At 62.3% G+C, this 19,639-nt stretch carries 14 protein-coding genes and 1 pseudogene; 10 read left to right on the forward strand and 5 right to left on the reverse strand.

Annotation, left to right across the window (positions count from 1 at the left end; genetic code table 11):
- The first annotated feature begins 1 nt into the window (after position 1).
- On the forward strand, positions 2-1,000 hold the full coding sequence (locus J2W40_RS17645) for an acyl-CoA dehydrogenase family protein (protein ID WP_310227259.1): 999 nt from the start codon (positions 2-4) through the stop codon (positions 998-1,000).
- An 11-nt stretch (positions 1,001-1,011) separates the two neighbouring features.
- Positions 1,012-1,758 carry an SDR family oxidoreductase gene (locus J2W40_RS17650; RefSeq protein WP_310227289.1) on the forward strand — a complete coding sequence of 249 codons (747 nt, stop codon included), beginning with the start codon at positions 1,012-1,014 and terminating at the stop codon, positions 1,756-1,758.
- A gap of 2 nt (positions 1,759-1,760) precedes the next feature.
- Here the strand turns inward: J2W40_RS17650 and J2W40_RS17655 are convergent, their stop codons facing one another.
- The 5 genes from J2W40_RS17655 to J2W40_RS17675 all read right to left on the reverse strand — a co-directional run bounded on the left by J2W40_RS17655 (position 1,761) and on the right by J2W40_RS17675 (position 9,880).
- Complete coding sequence (locus J2W40_RS17655; protein WP_310227261.1) at positions 1,761-3,236, reverse strand: DUF1254 domain-containing protein; 1,476 nt, start codon at positions 3,234-3,236, stop codon at positions 1,761-1,763.
- A 7-nt stretch (positions 3,237-3,243) separates the two neighbouring features.
- Complete coding sequence (locus J2W40_RS17660) at positions 3,244-4,539, reverse strand: spinster family MFS transporter (protein WP_310227262.1); 1,296 nt, start codon at positions 4,537-4,539, stop codon at positions 3,244-3,246.
- A 102-nt stretch (positions 4,540-4,641) separates the two neighbouring features.
- Positions 4,642-7,374: a TonB-dependent receptor domain-containing protein gene (locus tag J2W40_RS17665; protein WP_310227264.1), complete on the reverse strand. Its 2,733-nt coding sequence runs from the start codon at positions 7,372-7,374 to the stop codon at positions 4,642-4,644.
- 188 nt (positions 7,375-7,562) lie between these two features.
- Positions 7,563-8,645: a phosphotransferase family protein gene (locus tag J2W40_RS17670; protein WP_310227266.1), complete on the reverse strand. Its 1,083-nt coding sequence runs from the start codon at positions 8,643-8,645 to the stop codon at positions 7,563-7,565.
- Complete coding sequence (locus J2W40_RS17675; protein ID WP_310227268.1) at positions 8,642-9,880, reverse strand: acyl-CoA dehydrogenase family protein; 1,239 nt, start codon at positions 9,878-9,880, stop codon at positions 8,642-8,644. Before J2W40_RS17675 ends, J2W40_RS17670 begins: the two co-directional genes overlap by 4 nt.
- Before the next feature lie 182 nt (positions 9,881-10,062).
- Between J2W40_RS17675 and J2W40_RS17680 the strand changes: the two genes are divergently transcribed.
- From J2W40_RS17680 to J2W40_RS17715, 8 genes and pseudogenes are all read left to right on the forward strand, one after another.
- Positions 10,063-10,770, forward strand: a complete 708-nt coding sequence (locus J2W40_RS17680) for a carboxymuconolactone decarboxylase family protein (RefSeq protein WP_310227270.1) — start codon at positions 10,063-10,065, stop codon at positions 10,768-10,770.
- A 40-nt stretch (positions 10,771-10,810) separates the two neighbouring features.
- Positions 10,811-11,608 carry an enoyl-CoA hydratase/isomerase family protein gene (locus J2W40_RS17685; RefSeq protein WP_310227272.1) on the forward strand — a complete coding sequence of 266 codons (798 nt, stop codon included), beginning with the start codon at positions 10,811-10,813 and terminating at the stop codon, positions 11,606-11,608.
- Positions 11,609-11,611: 3 nt separating this feature from the next.
- On the forward strand, positions 11,612-11,950 hold the full coding sequence (locus tag J2W40_RS17690; RefSeq protein WP_310227274.1) for an EthD family reductase: 339 nt from the start codon (positions 11,612-11,614) through the stop codon (positions 11,948-11,950).
- Entirely contained in the window at positions 11,943-12,737 is a 795-nt protein-coding gene (locus J2W40_RS17695) for an SDR family NAD(P)-dependent oxidoreductase (RefSeq protein WP_310227277.1), read from the forward strand. The genes J2W40_RS17690 and J2W40_RS17695 overlap by 8 nt, the downstream gene beginning before the upstream one ends.
- Positions 12,715-14,256, forward strand: coding sequence for a class I adenylate-forming enzyme family protein (locus J2W40_RS17700; RefSeq protein ID WP_310227279.1), 1,542 nt, complete (start codon positions 12,715-12,717; stop codon positions 14,254-14,256). The genes J2W40_RS17695 and J2W40_RS17700 overlap by 23 nt, the downstream gene beginning before the upstream one ends.
- Position 14,257: 1 nt before the next feature.
- Positions 14,258-16,327 carry a 3-hydroxyacyl-CoA dehydrogenase NAD-binding domain-containing protein gene (locus J2W40_RS17705; RefSeq protein WP_310227281.1) on the forward strand — a complete coding sequence of 690 codons (2,070 nt, stop codon included), beginning with the start codon at positions 14,258-14,260 and terminating at the stop codon, positions 16,325-16,327.
- Entirely contained in the window at positions 16,324-17,340 is a 1,017-nt protein-coding gene (locus J2W40_RS17710; RefSeq protein ID WP_310227282.1) for an NADP-dependent oxidoreductase, read from the forward strand. The genes J2W40_RS17705 and J2W40_RS17710 overlap by 4 nt, the downstream gene beginning before the upstream one ends.
- 181 nt (positions 17,341-17,521) lie before the next feature.
- Positions 17,522-19,059, forward strand: a pseudogene (locus J2W40_RS17715) (integrase catalytic domain-containing protein).
- Positions 19,060-19,639 lie beyond the last annotated feature (580 nt).

The raw sequence follows: 19,639 nt of genomic DNA on the forward strand, positions 1-19,639 counted from the left end.
CATGAACCTGACGCTCAGCGATGAGCAAGCGATGGTCCGCGACATGGTCCGCCGTTTTCTGGCGGACCGATATGACGCGACAACCATGGCAAAAGGGCCGATGCCTCCGGATGACTGGCGCGCGTTGGGCGAGCTTGGTCTGTTCGCGCTGCTGATGCCGGAACAGGATGGTGGCCTGGGGGGCGGTGCTGCGGAAGTGATGATCGTGTCGGAGGAGATGGGGCGCGCCCTAGCCATCTCCCCTCTCGCCGAATGCATCCTGATGTGCGGCCGAGCTATTATCGGCCATCCGGCCACCGAAGGCTGGAGCGAAAGGCTGTTGCAGGGCGACGCCCTTCTGGCATTCGCGCGAGGCGGAGAACTTGTGAACGAAAGGCTTACTGCATCAGCCACCATTGTCCGGGACGGTATGGATGCCGACGCCTTTGTGGTGGAGACGGAAGGAGGCGCGCTCTTTCTGGTCGATGGGCAGGATAGCGGCGTCGGCAGGATGCCTGTCCGTCTGGTCGACGGGAGCATGGCGGCGCGTGTGCATTTCGACGCTGCGGAGGCCATTGCGCTCACGGTATCCGTGAATCAGTGGGTAGAGGCTCAGGCTCTGGCAGGGCTTTCGATCGTCGCTGAACTGGTCGGCGCGATGGCAACGATGCTGGACCTGACCATCGATTATGTCAGGCAGCGGCGGCAGTTCGGCAAGACGATCGCAAGCTTCCAAGTCGTGCAGCATCGCTGCGCCCGGATGTACACCTGGCTGGAGCAGTCCCGATCCCTGCTTTTGAAGGCCGCCATGGTCGACGAGGAAGCGCGCGGCCGGGCCGTGACGATGGCACAGGCCTATGTCTGCGACGCCGCCTTGAAACTCGCGGAAGAGGCGGTGCAGTTGCATGGCGGCATGGGCGTGACCGATGAACTGGCGGTCGGGCGGGGGCTGCGGCGCGTGCTGTTGCTGTCACGCCTTCACGGCGGCGGCATCGCAGCCCGCGCCGCGCTGGCAGCGTGATGGAATCGCTCATGGCGCAACCAGGCAGGGTCGAGGGCAAGGTCGTGCTCGTGACCGGCGCGGCACACGGTCTGGGCAGGGCGGACGTTGAAGCGCTGGCACGCGAGGGCGCACGGGTTATCGTCGCCGACGTCGACGAACAGGAAGCGCAACGGGTCGTCGACACGCTACCGTCGGCGATGGCCCTGCGGCTGAACGTGACCTGCGAAGCCCAATGGCAGGCCGCGCTGGCAAAGATCATGCAGGCCTATGGCCGCCTTGACGCATTGGTCAACAATGCCGGTATCGCCCGCTTTGAAACGGTCGAGCAATCGTCGCTGGAGGCATTCCGCAGCGTGATGTCCGTTTCGGCGGAAGGCACTTTCCTGGGATGCAAGACCTGCCTGCCGGCGCTCGCGGCGAGCGGCGCGGGGTCGATCGTCAACATCGCGTCCGTGGCCGCTATTCGCGGCAATCCGGCGGTGTTCGCCTATAGCGCGGCCAAGGGCGCCATAGTCTCCATGACGCGCAGCCTGATCGTCCATTGCCAGCAGAAAGGCTATTCTGTTCGCGCCAATGTGGTTCTCCCCGGCTCGCACGATACGCAGATGGTCCGCGACGCCTATCATTTCTCCGCGCCTGAACTACGCGACGCCGCCCAAAAGCATGAGGGGCAGCCAGAGCATGTCGCCGACCTTGTCCTGTTTCTCGTGTCCGACGAGTCGATACGGTTGAACGGGGCGGAGATTGTGATCGACAATGGCCGGACGGTGGCCTGATGCTATGGCAGGCTGCAGCCTCTTGAGGTCGGCTGAACATTCACATTGAGCTGCTGGATGGCTGGTGGATTCCACTTTCCGTCCGCCACATCTGCCTTGGGCCGATAGAGGCGCATCATCAACATGAATTGTTCGCGCGGGGCGGGCAGCCAGTTGGTCCGCCTGTTCGCACCGGGATCTTCGTTCTGGATAAGCAGGCCAAGCGAGCCATCCGATCCGTAAGTGAGACCCGGCGTACGATCGCCGATCGAGTAGCGATTGAGCGCATTGGCGGCCAGAAAGCCCTTTTCATAATAGAGCGTAATCGACCAGAAGCCGTTTACCGGGGGCAGATCATCCTTGCGAAAGCAGAGGAGGTAATTGTTCCGACCGTCGAGTTGTCGGCCCTGCGCCTCGAGATGAGCAACCGGATACAGCGCCTCATCCTTGTCCAGCACATAAATCTGGTCCATCGCCACGGCTGCCCGCAAGAGGAAGTCATCGCCAAAGCGGGAGCCGGCATAGCTGGTGGACCAGCCGCCGGACATCGTGCCAAGGCGGCGCGTCTTTTCCCGGATGAGGGTGAGGCCATCGGCGACGCCACGCTCAACGGCGGCGCGATCAGCCAAGGACAGACGCGCGTAACGGAAGCCTTGTCCGGCGGTGAGGCCGATACGGCGCAGGGACGCGACCAGACCGGCATCCTCGTCCGACACATGCCAGTCACCAAGCACCGTTCCCAGATCGGCCAGGAGCTTCAACCCATCGGGCACGTCATCCGCTTCGCCGGCCAAAATCCGTTGGGAGGTTATGGGTGCATTGGCAAAGCGATCCAGGCCAAGCCATTGCCGTAGCCTTATCTGGTCCTGAAGCTGGTGCACATTCGGCAGGTCTTGCGATCCATCGACGAGGATGCGGCCGGCAACCATGAGAAAGCGCTGCGTGCTGCGAACGATCTGCGCGCCCGCTGGAACCTGGCCCTGGTAGTCCGGGCCGACGATGACGATGGGTGGCAGTTTTCCGCCATGACTGCTCTGGCCAAAGGACCGCTGGGTCGAACTGTCCGCCTCGCCGAACTGAAAGACATAGTAGCGATCCTGAAAGTCGGGCGTTTCGAGCTGGAACGGTCCGTTCTGAGTGTCGAGGAAGGCGAGGCTGTAAAGCGTGTCGTTATTGGGTGCGACACCGATCCGCGTGTCAGGCCCGGCAAGGTCGCGCGCATGCCCGATCCGGTTGATCGGGGCGGTGGCGACCGTCGTCGGGCGGGGTGCAAAGGGATTGTCCGGCTGGGTTGCCTTCAGCCGCAGCTGCGCCGCCCGCACCATAGGATAGCCCCAGACGGTAGCGCGAACCGCGAGCATATAGGGATCGTGAGTTGCGCCGTCGAATATCTGCTGCGTCGTGGTCACGCCTTGAAGCGGACCTGCCCGAAGCGGCTGCGGGACCATGATACCCAGCAACAGGGCAAGCGGCAAAGCGCGGGCAAGCATTGGTATCATGCGATCCTCAATGGTTCTTCAGTTCGGCCCTGTAGTAGCGGCTCGCCCATGCGATGCTGCCGGCACCAGCGAGCGAGAACAGAACGACCGTTGCCAAAGCGTAACGCAGCGACGTGTCGGGCAACCCGCCCGCTGCCAGATAATCGCTGAGGAAACCCGTCACCGCCGGTCCAAGGCCCAGCCCGAACAGGTTGAAGATCAGCAGGGTGACCGCTGAGGTCAATGCCCGGATGCGGGGCGGAACGATCGACTGGGGCACGCCGATGATCGGGCCATAATAGAAGAACATCAGCATGGTCGCGATGAAGCCGAAGGCCAGCGATGCCGCCAGAGAAGGGATCAGGAACTGGACCATTGCCGCCGGCACCATCAGCACCATCGCCACGGCGCTCACCCAGACGCGGCCCGCAGGATTGCGCGATCCCGCTGCGTCCGAAAGCCGACCGCCCAGATAGATGCCGATGCCGCCCCCTAAGCCGTTCATGATCGCCAGCCAGGAAGCGACGTCGGCAAGCGGCATGTGGTGGACACGCATATAGAAGGGCGCGGACCAGCTCATCATCGCATATTGGGCAAAGGCGTGAAGGGTCGTGCCGATCAACATGTAGCGATACGTCCGCAACCGCCACAGGAAGCGGATGGCCTCGCCAAAGGGCGGCGGCGGCTCCGCCTGGTTCGGACCTGCCGATCCGGTGCGAACGGGTTCCTTGACAAGGAACAGGACGAGCGGGGCAAGCGCCAGTCCGGCAATGCCGATCACCCCGAAGGCGAGACGCCATCCCAGCGCCGCAGCAATCCAGCCGCCCGATGCGTAGCCAAGCATGATCCCGGCCGGAAGCGCCAGACCCCAAAGCGCGAGCGCCGTAACACGCTTTTCGGGCGGGTAATAGTCGGCGATGATAGAGTGGGACGCGGGAACGGAACCCGCCTCCCCAAGCGCCACGCCGATGCGGAAGGCGACCAATGATCCAAAGCCGGTCGCGAGGCCGGAAAGAGCCGTCATCCCGCTCCAGGTGGCCAGTGACGCGGCAATGATGTTGCGGCGGTTGAAGCGGTCGGCCAAGCGAGCGATCGGCAGGGACAGCGTGGCATAGAATAACGCGAAGGCAAGGCCCGTGAGCAGGCCCAACTGCCCGTCGCTCAACCCCAGTTCCTGCTTGATCGGCTCCTGAAGGACCGACAGGACCGTCCGGTCGATATAGTTGAACATCGAAACCAGGCCCAGCATGACCAGCATCGTGCGCCGCAGCTTGGCCGTGGAGGTCGTCTGCGGCGTGGCTAGGCCGATGGGAGCGCTGTTCATGCGATTACCTCTCGAAAGTCTCTTATGTGGGAGGGCGGTCCGCCTTCTGGCGAGCCTCCCCCCGTCCCGAACTTCCTTTGTTGGAGCGCGTCGGGCAACCCGTCAGAATTTGAAACGAACACCAGCCGTAAGCGTCCGCCCGGCCACGTTATAAAGCGTGAACAGGGTTGGGTAGAGAAGTCCCGGCGCGGCGGCGGCAGCCACCAGCGGCGGCTTGCGGTCGAACAGGTTGGTCGCCGTCACGAACAGCTCGGGTTCTCCGCGCACGTCGAATTTATAGGCTGCCGTTGCGTCTGTATAGAAGACCGGCTTGATGGCCGGAACCGCATAGAAAGAGGTCGGATCATTCTTGAGGTTACCGATGGTCACCTTGCCGATCATCTGCTCCTGCACGAAGAGCGTCAGGCCACCATGGGTGTAATTGGCGCTCAGCGTACCCCTGAACTTGGGATAGGCGTAGCCGGTCTGACTGTTGACGCCATGACCAGCATAATCGATCACCGGCGCGATGGAATTGGTCTGTGACTTGTAGCGATCCAGATAGTTGGCGAAGGCGCGCAACGTGAGTTCGCCATCGCCCAGCTTGGACCGGTACGACGCGGTGATGTCGAGGCCGCTGGTGCGCAGGAAGCTGATATTCTGCGTGATGAGGCTGACCGAAATCGGGTAGTTCGCGGACGACCGATCGCTGAACGGCAATGGTCGTTCGATGAGCGCGCATGTCGGCGAAGTGCCGTTGGACGTTTCGCACTCATTGACGACGTCGTTCAGCCCCTGCGTTGCGATAGCGCCCTTGATCTTGAGATCGTAATAATCGACCGAAAGGTCAAATCCAGGCAGGAAGCTGGGGCTAAGGACCACGCCTGCGGCGAAGGTGTCACCGGTTTCAGGATCGAGATTGGGGTTGCCGCCACTGAATTGACGGATCGACCCCGGCGTCCCGGTATGGGGATCGTTGAAGTTCACCGGCTGGGTCTGGGTGCCGGCGAACAGTTCGAACAGGGAAGGCGCGCGAATGTCGCGCGAGCGTGTCACACGGAACATGATGTCGTCGATTGGCTTGTAGACCGCGCCAATCTTCCAGGTCTTGACGCTCCCGCTGGTGCTGTAGTCTGTCAGGCGGAACGCACCGTTCAGGCTCAGTTCCTCCGCAAAAGCCTGCCCTTGGAATATCGGCACCTGTGCTTCTACAAACGCCTCCTTCACGTTCAGCTTGCCAAAGGCCGAACCGACATTGGTGTTGTTGAAACGGGTCGTCCGATTGGCCGGAACGCCGCGCAGACCGGTGAAGTCGACGGGCACAGCCGGATCGGAATTGGACGTCAGGTCGAGCTTCTGCCTGCGATACTGCCCGCCGATCGCGACCGTGACCGGGCCGGCCGGAAGCTCGAAAATATCCCCGCGCGCAGATAGGACAAAATCGTCGGTGCTGTTCAGTGCGCGGTAGCGAGATACGCCCAGGACGGTTTGCAGATCAGCGGCGGAAGGCGTTCCTGCACCAAAGACATTGAGCGGCCTGCACCCCGGATAGAGGCCGGGGTTGGTCAGCGTCACCCGGCAGACGATCGAACCGCCAGGGCCGCTAACCGCGTCCAGCGCCGCCGCGAGCTTGGGAACCTCGACCTGAGTCTGCGCGAAATTGGTGATGGATTTGCCATGGGTGTAGTCGGCGGTGATGTTCCATCCGCCAAGGTTCCATTCCAGCCCGCCATTGATCAGATAGGCGTCTGTCTTTTCGCGTGTCGGGATCGGACCCTGCTCGCCGATGAACCGGAAGACGGTGAAGCTGTCATTCGGCCCCATTTGCGCCTGAACCGCAGGGTTGAGGAAGGCGTTGCCGCTGAAGAAGCGGAAGCCGAGAACCGATTGCGCCTGCGTGTCGTAGCTGGTGTCGCTGCGCGAATAGCTGCCCTGGACATGCGCTGTCAGTCCGTCGGTAAGCTCATACGCCAGTCGACCAAAGCCCTGGGTTGTGGTGAGCGGCGCAATCAGTTGGTTGAAGCCAGGAATATAGAGACCGTCTCCGCCGATATTTGTGCCGGGGGTGCCGGTCGGCGTGCCACGCTGGATGGGGCGTACCGCGCCGCCGGGCAGGAAGATATTGTTGGCGAGCGCGGGCACCGTGCTCGTCAGGATGATGCCGTTATTATAGTCGTTCGTCGTGAAGCGCAGGTTCGGCAGGAAGGTGAACGGGTTTGCCTGTCGGCCCGGCGCAGCGGTCGAGCCGGGGACCGACCCGACGGCCGCATAAGCGTCGTCGCCATAGACACGCGCGCTGCGCTTGATGCCATCGCTGTGAAAGCGCTCGATCGAGGCAAGCACATGACCGCGATCACCGGCGAAGTTGAAGCCCCCGGCGATGCCGATGCGATAATTGCCCAGGTCGCCGCGCGTAGAAACGCCGCGCTGCGCCACGCCCTTCACGCCGGTAAACTTCTTGTCGAGAACAAAGTTCACAGCGCCGCTGACCGCGTCAGAACCGTAAACGGCCGAGGCGCCGCCGGTCACGACGTCCACCCGCTGGATCAGCAGTTGTGGGATGGTGTTGACGTCCACCGCACCACGGAAGGTCGTGGGCGGCACGCGGATACCGTCGAGAAGGATGAGCGCGCGCGTGGGACCGACGCCGCGCAGGTTGAGCAGATTGCCGTGCTCGCCGCTGTTTCCCTGCAACTGGCTGTTGGACTGGGGACTGACGGAGTTCGCGAATTGCGGCAGCTTGTTGATCGCGTCGGCAAGGTTGGTCGGCGTCGCCTTCTGCAACTCGGCGGTGGGTGCAACGGTGACGGGTGTCGGCTGATTATAGCCGTCGCGCACGACACGCGTTCCGGTCACGATGATGTCCGGCACAGAAGGTGCGGCGGAATCCGCTGCTGTCGAGCCGGATTGAGCATGAGCCGGCACAACGATCGCGGCAAGAGCACATCCCGAAAGAAGCGCTACTCGGCCAATATTTAACCTTTTCATCATCATCTCTCTCCCTCGAATTTGAAATATTTTGTCTTTTGCCCGGTATTTTCGGTTCAACCTGCGCCCGCCTCCTGCGCTGCTTGCCATGCAGCTTTGGCGAGCGGCTCGATCCGCGTGACGATGTCACTGGCATTGGCCCCGGTCTGCACGCCGTCACGCGCACGCCCCGCAATGCCTTGCAGGATGGCGGCGACCCGGAACAGGTTGAACGCGCGGTAAAAGGGATGCGTCGGATCGCAGGCAAGGCCGGTCCGTTCACAATAGCGCCGGGCATAGTCTTCGGCCGTGGGTATGCCCAGCCCGGCCAGATCGGCACCGCGCAGGGTTCCACGCACGTCCACACCTTCGGGCCTGAACCATTCCATCATATGATAGGTGAGGTCGCCGAGCGGGTCACCAAGCGTCGACAATTCCCAGTCGATCACCGCCGACACACGAGGCTGCGTCGGGTGAACGAGCAGATTGTGGAAGGAATAATCGCCATGAATGATCGTGGTGCGCTCTTCTGTGGGTGGGATCGCACCCGGCAGCCAGTCGATCAGGCGCTCCATTTCCGGTATGTCTATGGTGCGCGAGGCGTCATATTGGCGCGACCAGCGTGAAATCTGCCGCTCGAAATAATTGCCCGGCCTGCCATAGTCTGAGAGGCCGAGCGCCGCAAAATCGACCATGTGCAGCCGGGCGAGCGTTTCGTTGGCGGAATCGTAAATCGCGGCGCGTTCCGTGGGTTCGAGCCCGGGCATACGCGGATCCCAGAAGCTGCGACCCGGCACATAGCGCATGACATAGAAGATGCTGCCGATGACATCCTCATCCTCGCACAACATCAGTGGCTCCGCCACGGGCAGGCCGGCTTCATGCAGCGCTTTAGTTATCCGATATTCGCGATCCACCGCGTGGGCGGACTTGAGCAATATGCCGGCCGGCTTGCGGCGCAGAACATAGCGGTGGTCTTGCGTCGACAGAAGGAAGGTTGGGTTGGACTGTCCGCCCTCGAATCGCTGAACGCGCATCGGTCCGGAAAATTCCGCGATCCGGCCCGCCAGATAAGCGGCAAGACGGGCTTCGTCAAACGCACTGTTGGTGGCGACCTCGACCGTAGAACCGATCGTCGCGGCTGGCTGTGCGGCACTCACGACGCTGCGCCTTGCGCATATTTGGCGAGTTCCATCCGAGCGAGCTGGCGCTCATGGACTTCGTCCGGGCCATCGGTCAGACGCACGATCCGGGTGTTGGCCCAAAGTTCGGCAAGGCCGAAATCGTCGCTGACGCCACCGCCGCCATGCGCCTGAATCGCATCATCGACGATTTGCTGCGCCATTTTCGGCGCGGCGATCTTGATCATCGCGATTTCCGCGCGCGCTGCCTTGTTGCCGACCGTGTCCATCATATGCGCGGCCTTCAGGCACAGGAGCCTCGCCATTTCGATCTCGCACCGTGCGCGGGCGATCCGTTCTTCCCAGACAGAATGTTCGGCGATCGCCTTGCCGAAGGTGCGCCGCGAAAGCAGACGGCGGCACATCTTCTCCAGCGCGACTTCCATTGTTGCGATGTTGCGCATTGTATGGTGGATACGGCCGGGGCCAAGTCGCCCCTGGGCAATTTCGAAGCCGCAGCCTTCGCCCACCAGCATATTGTCCGCCGGGACACGGACATTGTCCAACGCCACCTCGAAATGGCCGTGCGGTGCATGATCATAGCCGAATACAGGCAGGTGCCGGACGAGCGTAACGCCGGGCGTATGGCGCGGCACGAGGATCATCGACTGCTGCCGGTAGGGCGCTGCGTCCGGGTCGGTCTTGCCCATGACGATGAAGAAATCGCAGCGCGGGTGGCCAGCGCCGGACGACCACCATTTGCGGCCATTGATGACATAGTCGCTGCCGTCGCGGCGGATCTCCGTCTGGATGTTACGGGCGTCGGACGACGCCACGGCCGGTTCGGTCATCAGAAAGGCAGAGCGCGTCTTGCCGTCGCGCAGCGGCACCATGAAGCGCTGCTTCTGCTCGGCCGTGCCATAGCGATGCAACACTTCGAAATTGCCGGTGTCGGGGGCCATGCAGTTGAAAACTTCGCTGGCAAAAGAAATCCGGCCCATCAATTCGGCGATCGGCGCATATTCCACGTTGGTAAGGCCGACGCTGGTGAAAAATTCATCGTCATGGTCGGACGGCGGCATGAAGATGTTCCACAACCCCGCCTGTTGCGCCTTGTCCTTGAGTTCGTCGAAAACGGGCGGAATTTCGCTCCAGCGATCGATCGCGGCGGATTGCTGGTGATAGACAGGGATTGCAGGAACGATATGCTCCTCCATGAAAGCGCGTACGCGCTCCATCCATTCCCTGGATTTGGCCGATTGTTCGAAATCCACGCATCCGCTCCAGATTTGCCGCCGGATTCGAGCCGACCTATTCATTCTGTATGACTCACCCGACCGATCGGTCGAGTGCTAAATAGTCGACCGACTGGTCGGCTGTCAAACTGGTCAGCCCAGAAATTTTTTGTTGACGCCCGACCAGTCGGTCGATCATTTGAGTGGCAGGAGAGCATGCGATGACGAAAAGCCCCCTGATGGACGTCGCCCTGCTGCGTGGACATGCGCCATACACGCTGGCTGGCTATGAAAAATTCCGCGCCGTGGTCGAGTCGGATGGTGCGGTGCCGGCCCGGCTCAAGGCGTTGTTCGCGGCGGTCGCCGCCATCGACCGGCGTCATCTCGCCTTGGCGCGGCGAGAGCTGGAGCGCGGCGTCGCGCTCGGCCTGACGCTTAAGGAGGCGACGGCGGGTCTGATCGTGCTGACCAGCCTTCGCGGTGAAGCAGCTGCTCTCGATTTCGCGCAGGTCGTTGCAGATTGTTACAACGATATGGATGTGCCGGTTCCGCAGCCCTTGCCGACGGCGCTGGAGGGTGAAGCGGAAGCCAATTTCAGGGCCTATTGGGCAGGCGAGATTCCGTCGCCCTTGGGCGTGCTGATGCGCCTGGTCCCTGAAGGGGCGGACGCCTACTATCTTATGCGGCGGGGCAGCATCGACGCCAACCCATTGTCGGCCAAATATGGTGAGTTACTGTTACTCGCCATCCTGGCAGCGGGATACAGCCCGATGGCGGCGACCCATGTCCGTGGCGCGCGCAATGCTGGTGCGAGCGACCAGGAAATTGCCGAGGCGGTGCTTTGCGCCGTGCCTTCGGCAGGCATTGCCGCCTGGATGGCGGTGGGCGGGATGCTCGCGCCGCCCGAAGAAGGCGGTATGGCCCGCTAAACTAACGATTCTTTTACATCTTTGCCAAGGAGAGAGACACATGGAACTCGAAAAAGACGTTATCCAGTATGAAGTGGCCGATAACGGCATCTGCACGATCTGGCTCAACCGCCCGCATGTGAAGAACTGCGTCAGCCCGCAACTGCTGCGGGACCTTGAAGTTGCAGTCGACAAGGCCGCCGAAGACAGCTCGGTGCTGGCCGTGGTGTTCCGCGGTCGCGGCAACACCTTCTGCGCCGGTGCGGATCTGGGTCAGCTTGTCGGGCCGGTGCTGCATGAAACCAGCACCTCGCTTCAGCTCGCGATCGATTCGGCACGCACCTACGACAAGATCTACAACATGAAGAAGCCGACCATCGCCTGCGTCGAAGGCTATGCGGTCGCCGGCGGCTTTGAACTCTTCATCTCCTGCGACTTCGGCATCGCGGCGGACGACGCCAAGATCGGCGATTTCCACATCCGCCGCGCGCTGTTCGGCGGTGCCGGCCCGATCTACCGCCTGCCGCGCTATATCGGCATGCGCAAGTCGAAGGAACTGATGCTGACGGGCAAGCTGTTATCGGGCAAGGAATGCGTCGAATGGGGCCTGTGCAACGCATCTGCCCCGACTGATCAACTGGACCAGCTGATCCAGGATTTCTGCGCGCCGTTGATCGATAAGAGCCCCTTCTGCATGTGGATGACCAAGATGGCGGTCAATCGCGGTATGGACGCGGACACCAATACGCTCATCACGCTGGAAACGATGACCTGCAACGTCGTCCATCATTCCGCCGACGCGAAGGAAGGTGTTGCCGCGTTCCTAGAAAAGCGCGAGCCAGTCTGGACGGGCAAGTAAGCCATGGCGGTCAGCATGGTCGTCCTGGCCGGCCGGCCGCAGGACTGGACGCATGAGCAGTTCACCACCTGGTGGCGTGGGCCGCACGCCGACGCCGCCAGGATCCTACCGGGCCTCGTCGCCTATCGGCACGGGGCGGTGACAAAGGATTATGACAATCCGGAAGCACCCGGCTGGGACGGCCACGCCGTCCTGACCTTCGCTGACCAGACGGCGCTCGACGCCGCCTTCACTTCGCCGGAATGGAAGGCGGCGACCGCCCAGACAAAGGGCATGGGTGGCCGACGCATCATCCTGATTACCGATGAGGTGGATTTGCTTACCGGAGATGATCATGGCTGATTGGAACCCTGGTTTCACCGCTGCTCAGTTCCGGCTTGACGGCAAGCGCGCGCTCATCACCGGCGGGCGCGGGGCGCTCGCCGAAGCGATGGCCGCGACACTGGCGGACCTGGGCTGTGCTGTCGCCCTCGCGTCCCGGACGGAGGCCGACTGCGCCGAACTGGCGGCCGACATAGCGGAGCGATTTACGGTTCCGGCTATCGGCCTTTCCTGCAACATCGCGGACGAGGTGTCGGTGGAGGCAGCGATCGCGACCACTGTCGATCGGCTGGGCGGCCTCGATATCCTCATCAACAATGCCGGCGCGTCATGGTGGGGTCTGCCTCAGGACATCCCGCTCAAGGGCTGGCAGAAGGTAATGGACGTCAACGTAACCGGCACGTTCCTGGCCTGTCGTCATGCCGCGCGCCACATGATCCCGGCGGGCGGCGGGGCGATCGTCAATATCGCCTCGGTCGGTGCCTTCCTGTCCTATCGGCCCGACGCGGGGCAGGTCGTCCCCTATACTACAAGCAAGGCGGCGATCGTTCACCTGACCAGCGATCTCGCTGCCCAATGGGCGGGGCACAATATCCGCGTGAACGCGATTGCTCCCGGCTCGATCGAGACCGGCATGACGGAAACGCTCGATCCCGCCATCCAGGAAAAAACGCGGGCGGGCATATTGATGCGCCGCTTTGGCCGCCCGGACGAAGTTGCTGGCACGCTTGCCCTTTTGGCGTCCGATGCGGGCAGCTTCATCACTGGTCAGACCTTCCTCGTTGATGGAGGGCAATCCCTTGCCTGAAGAACAAAGCCACCCGGCATTTCGATGGAACGCCGAGCGGCTCTGGCCGCAGTTCGAACGGCTCGCCGGGGCTGAACCTGACGCGCTGGCGCTGGTCGATTGCAACGACCATTTATGGAGCCGGGGCGAATTGCACGCGCAGGCGGTCGACATAGCAGCGTTGCTCAGATCGGCGGGGGTGGAGCCGGGCGACCGCGTCCTCGTCACCGCGCACAAGAGCCCGGCGACGATCGCGACGGCGCTTGCCGTATCATCGCTGTGCGCGACCTTCTGTCCGATATCGCCAAAACTCGGAGCGGGCGATCTCGCCGTGCTCGAATCCTTACTCGGTCATGCGGTCAAGGTGCGCGGTGCCGATGGGGCCTTGTCCGAAATTACCGCCGGGTCCGATGATCGGTCGAGCGATCCGCGCGACGCTGATACCGCGCTCATCGGCTTCACCTCCGGCAGTACCGGCGTTCCCAAGGGCGTAATGCATGGCCCCGAAGCACTCAACTATGCGACCCGCGCCTGCGCGGCCATAGCCGGCCTTGATCATCGCGACGCCATATTGGGCATTGTCCCCCTCGACAGCGCTCCCGGTTTCACCTTCACGGCGCATTTCGCGCTGTCATTGGGGCATCCGCTGGTACTGGTGGACCCCTGGGTGCCCGCCGTAGCGCTGCGGCGGGCCGAGCGCTACGGCTGTGGCTGGGCGATCGCAGTGCCGACCCATCTTTTCACGATGGTGGAGGCGGCTCGGCTCGGCGAATGGAATGGTCTCCTCCCCCTTCGCGCGATGGCTGTGGGCGGCAGCGCGATGACGCCGGAACTGATCGAGGATGCGGACCGACTGCTGGGTCTCAAGGCGCTGCGCATGTTCGGCATGTCGGAATGCATGGGCCATGCATCGACCAGCCCAACGCATCCGCTGGAGCGCCGCCAGCTTTTCGACGGCATCCCCTTTCCCGGCACGCAGGAAGAAGCCTTCGACTCCGACATGAAGGCGCTGCCACGGGGAAGTAGGGGGCAGGCAGGCGTGCGCGGGCCCTCGCTCTTCCTGGGCTATGCGCAGGGCCTGGGAGCCGGCCAGGAGCGCATGACGCCGGACGGCTTCTATCTGACAGGTGACGAGATCATTCGCGACGAAGAGGGATTTGTGCGGGTGGTCGGCCGGATCAAAGACCAGATCATCCGGGGCGGCTTCAACATCGACCCGGCCGAAGTGGAGGCCGCGCTCTTGCGCCATCCCTCCGTCGCCGAAGTCGCGGTAGTCGCCGTTCCCGAACGCAAGCTGGGCGAACAGGCCTGCGCGGTCTGTCGTCTCAGGACGCAAGGGACAGGCATGGACCTGGCTGCGCTGCTGGACCATCTCTCGCAGCAGGGCCTTTCCCGCAAGAAATGGCCCGAGCATCTGGTACTGGTCGCGGAAATGGCGGTGACCGCCACCGGCAAACTGGACAAGAAGGCAATGGCCGCGATTGCCGTGGAAGAGATCGCCCGCAGGCGCGCTGCGCTGCCCGCCACACAGGATGAATGACATGAACCAGACAGCCAGCAGCAGCATCACGGAGGGCGTTGCCCTCATCATGCTCGACAACCCGCCGGTCAACGCATTGTCGACACCGTTGCGGCAAGGGTTGCAGTCTGAACTTGCTCAGGCATTCCGCGACGATCAGGTGCATGCGATCGTACTGATATGCGCGGGGCGTACCTTCATCGCCGGCGCGGACATCACCGAATTGGGCCAACCCTGGCAGCCGCCGTCCTTGCCGGACCTGTGCGCTATGCTGGACGCCGCGCCCAAGCCTGTCGTCGCTGCTATCCATGGCACCGCGCTCGGCGGGGGCTTTGAACTGGCGCTTGCCTGCCATTACCGCCTCGTGGCGGCAAGCGCGCGCATGGGCCTGCCGGAAGTCAATCTCGGCCTGCTTCCTGGCGCGGGCGGAACCCAGCGCGTGCCAAGGCTCGTCGGCGCGGAGGCAGCGCTGGACATCATCACATCGGGCCGGCAGATCAAGGCGAAGGAAGCGCTGTCGCTTGGCTTGGTGGACGCGGTTGCTGATGATCAGTCGCTTCAAGCCGAGGCGCTGGCTTTTGCGCGACAAGTCGCGGCGGAGGGGGGGGCGAAGCCGCGCATCAGGGATCGAACCGACGCCATCGAGAGTGACCGGAACCGCCCGGACATCTTCACGACCTTTGCGATGGCGAATGCACGCCGGTTCAAGGGGTTTCCCGCACCAGCCGCGATCATTGAGGCCGTACAAGCAGCGGTGACGCTCGATTTCGACGATGGCCTTGCAAAGGAAGCCGCCTTGTTCGAGCGGCTGCTTGCCAGTCCCGAGTCAGCCGCCCAGCGCCATGTCTTCTTTGCCGAGCGGGAAGCGGCGCGGGTGCCGGACATTGGGCCGGAGACGCCGACGATAGATATTGCGGCGGTCGGCGTCATCGGTGCGGGAACCATGGGCGGCGGCATCACCATGAATTTCCTGAATGCGGGTATTCCCGTCACGCTGGTAGAGACCAGCCAGGAGGCGCTGGATCGCGGGATCGCAACGATCTGCCGGAATTATGAGGCCACGGCCGCCAAGGGTCGGATGACGGCGGCACAGGTGGAGCAGCGCATGGGCCTGGTCTCCCCCAGCCTGGACCTTGCCGCGCTTGCGGACGCCGATCTCGTCATCGAAGCCGTCTATGAAAGCATGGACGTCAAGACGAACATTTTCGCCCGGCTCGACCGGATTGCAAAGCAGGGCGCGATCCTGGCCTCTAATACCTCATTTCTCGACCTCAATCGCATAGCGGCAGCGACCAGCCGGCCCGAATGGGTCGTGGGGCTCCACTTCTTTTCGCCTGCCAACATCATGCGCCTGCTGGAGGTGGTAAGAGGCACCGCAACGGCAAAGCCTGTGGTCGCCACCGCGATGCGGCTGGCCAAACGGATCGGCAAGGTTGCGGTGCTGAGCGGTGTTTGCGACGGCTTCATCGCCAACCGGCTGCTGGCACCACGGGGTACGCAGGCCGAAGCGATGATGCTGGAAGGCACGCCCATTGACGAGATCGACCACGTGCTCGTCGATTACGGCTTCGCCATGGGGCATTTCCAGATGATGGATCTGGTAGGGCTGGACGTCATTGGTAGGAACGCGACCGAACGCACTGTCATGGGCGATCTGGTCGCCGCCGGTCGGTTGGGCCAGAAGCGTGGCGCGGGATATTATGATTATGACCAGAAGCGGCGGCCCCATGCGTCGGACCTGACCGCGACCCTCATCAAGGAAATTGCGGCGGCAAATAGCGTTGCGCATGATCCCACAGCGGGGGATGCAGCTATTCTGGCGCGACTGCTTTATCCGGTCGTGAACGAGGGCGCGAAGATCCTGGAAGAAGGCATCGCGCTGCGGGCATCCGACATCGATATAGCGGCGGTCCTGGGTTACAACTGGCCAGTCTGCCGCGGCGGGCCCCTTTTCTGGGCAGATCAGATCGGGCTGGACAAGATCGTCGCCGATATGCGTCGGCTTGAGGCGCTGCATGGCGAAACCTTTCGCCCGGCTCAGCTGCTGGTGCGACTGGCGGAGGGGGGCAAACGGTTCGGCGACCGGTCATGAGCCTCAATCGCTCCTGGCTATTGGCGCGCAGACCCGAAGGTGCGGTGCAGACAAACGATTTTACCTATCACGAGGAGGCATTTGAAGCACCGAGGCTGGACGAGGGAGAGATTCTTGTCCGTACGCGGATCATTTCCTGCGCCCCCACGATCCGCAACTGGTTGAATCCGCCCGAACGCAGCTATCGTGGTGCGATCGGCATCGGCGAACCGATCCGGGGCATGGCAGCAGTCGAAGTGCTGGCGTCGCGTCATGCGCGGTTTGAAGCCGGACAATGGGCTACGGCCGTGGCGCCCTGGCAAGATTATGCTGTCCTACGCCCCGATGCGGCAGTCGTCCCGGTCACGCCTATCGAGGCGTGGATGGAGCCGGTCGACGCCATGACACTGTATTCGCCGAACAGCCTGACCGCCTATTTCGGTCTTTTTTCGGTGGGAGAGCCAAAGCCCGGCATGACCGTCCTTGTGTCCGGTGCAGCCGGGTCGGTCGGTGCGATGGTGTGCCAGATGGCTCGCATCGCTGGCTGCCGGGTCATTGCAACGGCTGGAGGTCCGGACAAATGTCGCTGGCTAGAAGAGGAAGTCGGCGCAGACATCGCGATCGACTATCGCTCAACGGACTTTTCAACGGCTTTGGAGGACGCCACGCCTGCCGGCGTAAACATCTTTTTCGATAATGTAGGCGGGGACGTGATGCAGGCCGGTATCGACAGGATGGCGCCACATGGCCGCGTCGTGCTGTGCGGACAATTGTCCGCTTATGATTCGAACAGCCCGGCTGCTGGCCCCAGGGATATGATGAAGCTGGTCTATGGACGGATCAGGATGCAGGGCTTTGTCGTTGGCGACTATGCTGACGAATATGCGTCCGCGATAGCCGCCATGCGCCAGTGGGAGGCAGAAGGGTGCCTACGCAATCGTTATGATATGCGGGACGGGTTCCATTGTATACCAGACGCCTTCGTCGATATCTTCAAGGGACGAAATGCCGGAACACTGATCGTCCGAGTCTAGATGTGTGCGCTTCGCGAGAGGCATAGCCATAATCCAAGAAAGCTGTCCTTGCCGTAGCGATCGTGGTCCCGGTCCACCCGTCTTATTGACGCAACAGAGCGTATTGCCTAGCCTGAGTTGCTCCCGAGTGTTGTCCAGTTGCCTCATCTAAAATGCTCCCGGCGGTGGCAGGGAGGAAACGATGAGGAAGGTGAGCATGGCAACGCGGAGAGAATTGGTTGAAGCGGTTGGCGAGCGGTATCGGGCGGCCGATCGCACGAGCAAGGGTAAGGTTCTCGACGAGTTCGTCGCGGTCACGGGATTGCACCGCAAGCATGCGATGCGGATTTTGCGAGAGAAGGCACCGTCGCGACAGACGGCGCGTCCCGAGCGCAGGATTTATACCGAGGCGGTGCGAACCGCGCTGATCCTATTGTGGGCGGCGAGCGATCGCCTCTGCGATAAGCGGTTGCGGCCACTCATACCAATCCTGATCGAGGCCATGGAAGGCCATGGCCATCTTGACCTGGATCCGGAGATCAAGGCCAAGTTGTTGCAGGTGAGCGCAGCAACGATCGACCGGGCGTTGAAGACCGTGAGGGAAAGCAGTCCGAGGCTGCGGCGGCGGGGTGTGGCAGGATCAGAATTGAGGCGCAGCGTTCCGATCCGAACGTTCAGCGACTGGGGGGATCCGGCTCCGGGACATATGGAAGCAGACGTTGTGTCACACAGCGGGCCGATTGCGAAGGGGAGTTGGGCCTGGACGCTTACGCTGACCGATATCGCGACAGGTTGGACCGAGTGCGCACCGCTACTGGTTCGCGAACAAACGCTGTTGGTTGCCGTACTTTCCGAACTACGCAAGTTGATGCCGTTCCCGTTGCTGGGGTTCGATTCTGACAATGACAGTGTGTTCATCAATGAGACCGTACGCGACTACTGTGCCGCGACTGGGGTCACCTTTACCCGTTGCCGGCCCTATCGGAAGAACGATCAGGCCTGGGTTGAGCAAAAAAATGGCTCCGTTGTGCGTCGCCTGGTGGGATATCGTCGGTTCGAGGGACTGGAAGCGGCCAGGTCGCTGGCGGAGTTGTACGCCGCATCTCGTCTTTTTGTGAACTTCTTCCAACCTTCGTTCAAACTGGCCGAGAAGCAGCGGGACGGAGCCAGAGTGTATAAACGCTATCATGCCCCGGCGACGCCGTTCCAGCGCCTGATGGATCAGCCCCGGACCAGCGAGCAGACACGTCAGCAGCTTCGGCACATCGCTGTCGGGCTGGATCCGGTTCGGCTGCTGCGCGACATCGGCACGGCGCAGCAAAAACTGGTGATCCTCGCTGATGCCGTGGCCTCGGCGACACCGGCGGGGACAGCGTCGCCCCCGCCGCTGGATGCGTTCCTGTTGAGCCTGAGAACGTTATGGAAAAACGGCGAGGCGCGGCCTACGGCGACAGCGAAACCGCCACAGAAACGGGGGCGTCGCCGACCAGATCCGCTGGTCCAGGTTGCCGACCAGTTGGAACCTGGTTCGAGGAAGAACCCTGGCGCACCGGACGGGAGTTGTTGGAAAGGCTCCAGGCCGAGCAACCGGGAAATTACCCCAATGGTCTCCTTCGGACGGTCCAACGTCGGCTGAAAGGCTGGCGCACTGAAAAGGCACGTGCCCTCGTGTTCAGTCATATGCCTGCGGTAACCAGCGAAGGCACAGCAGGCACGATGGCCATGATAAGCGCTGCGTGACGGGTGGCCGCTCCGCCTCGCCTACGGCTCGGCTGCACGGCCACCCGTCACGCAAGTATCGCCATGACTGGCTATGTCCTGTAGGGAACATTTACGTGAGGCAACGATCACTCCATTCGGGAGCTTTCATCCGTGAGCAACACGCAAAGGCGCTTGGATTGTCATTCGGTTGCTTCTTGTCCATGGACGATTTGCTGAAGCGATAGGATAATGCTCCAGTTCTTTGCGCAAGTAGTCTGGGTTATCCGCTCATCGCATTCAGCGATCTGGAGGTTTCCATTCCGATGTCAGCCAGATCTCGATCATCGCCGCGACGTGAACGTATGTTCGCTTTTAGGAGGCTGGTTTTGACCTTGTACCGGGCGCTATTTTGGCGGTAACTGACATCAGCATTTCTGCGCCGGAATGTCGGCTATCCCATTATCAGTGCTCCGAACCTGACTGTCGCGAAAGTCCCAAGCCTTGCCCATCACACCGCCCTTCTTAGACGTCCAACCGCCGGTTTTATGCTCAGGTCCTGTCGGTCCGCTCTTCCTACCGGGTCAAGCTTGGCGGCGATGACATGGGCTAAATCGGCCTT

The sequence above is a fragment of the Sphingobium xenophagum genome (assembly GCF_031457465.1).
In the GTDB taxonomy this organism is placed as follows: domain Bacteria; phylum Pseudomonadota; class Alphaproteobacteria; order Sphingomonadales; family Sphingomonadaceae; genus Sphingobium; species Sphingobium xenophagum_A.

Excerpts from the sequence above, each read along its gene's own strand:
- J2W40_RS17645 (WP_310227259.1), top strand. The coding sequence starts at position 2 with ATGAACCTGACGCTCAGCGATGAGCAAGCGATGGTCCGCGACATGGTC.
- J2W40_RS17650 (WP_310227289.1), top strand. The coding sequence starts at position 1,012 with ATGGCGCAACCAGGCAGGGTCGAGGGCAAGGTCGTGCTCGTGACCGGC.
- J2W40_RS17655 (WP_310227261.1), bottom strand. The coding sequence starts at position 3,236 with ATGATACCAATGCTTGCCCGCGCTTTGCCGCTTGCCCTGTTGCTGGGT.
- J2W40_RS17660 (WP_310227262.1), bottom strand. The coding sequence starts at position 4,539 with ATGAACAGCGCTCCCATCGGCCTAGCCACGCCGCAGACGACCTCCACG.
- J2W40_RS17680 (WP_310227270.1), top strand. The coding sequence starts at position 10,063 with ATGACGAAAAGCCCCCTGATGGACGTCGCCCTGCTGCGTGGACATGCG.
- J2W40_RS17685 (WP_310227272.1), top strand. The coding sequence starts at position 10,811 with ATGGAACTCGAAAAAGACGTTATCCAGTATGAAGTGGCCGATAACGGC.
- J2W40_RS17690 (WP_310227274.1), top strand. The coding sequence starts at position 11,612 with ATGGCGGTCAGCATGGTCGTCCTGGCCGGCCGGCCGCAGGACTGGACG.
- J2W40_RS17695 (WP_310227277.1), top strand. The coding sequence starts at position 11,943 with ATGGCTGATTGGAACCCTGGTTTCACCGCTGCTCAGTTCCGGCTTGAC.
- J2W40_RS17700 (WP_310227279.1), top strand. The coding sequence starts at position 12,715 with ATGGAGGGCAATCCCTTGCCTGAAGAACAAAGCCACCCGGCATTTCGA.
- J2W40_RS17705 (WP_310227281.1), top strand. The coding sequence starts at position 14,258 with ATGAACCAGACAGCCAGCAGCAGCATCACGGAGGGCGTTGCCCTCATC.
- J2W40_RS17710 (WP_310227282.1), top strand. The coding sequence starts at position 16,324 with ATGAGCCTCAATCGCTCCTGGCTATTGGCGCGCAGACCCGAAGGTGCG.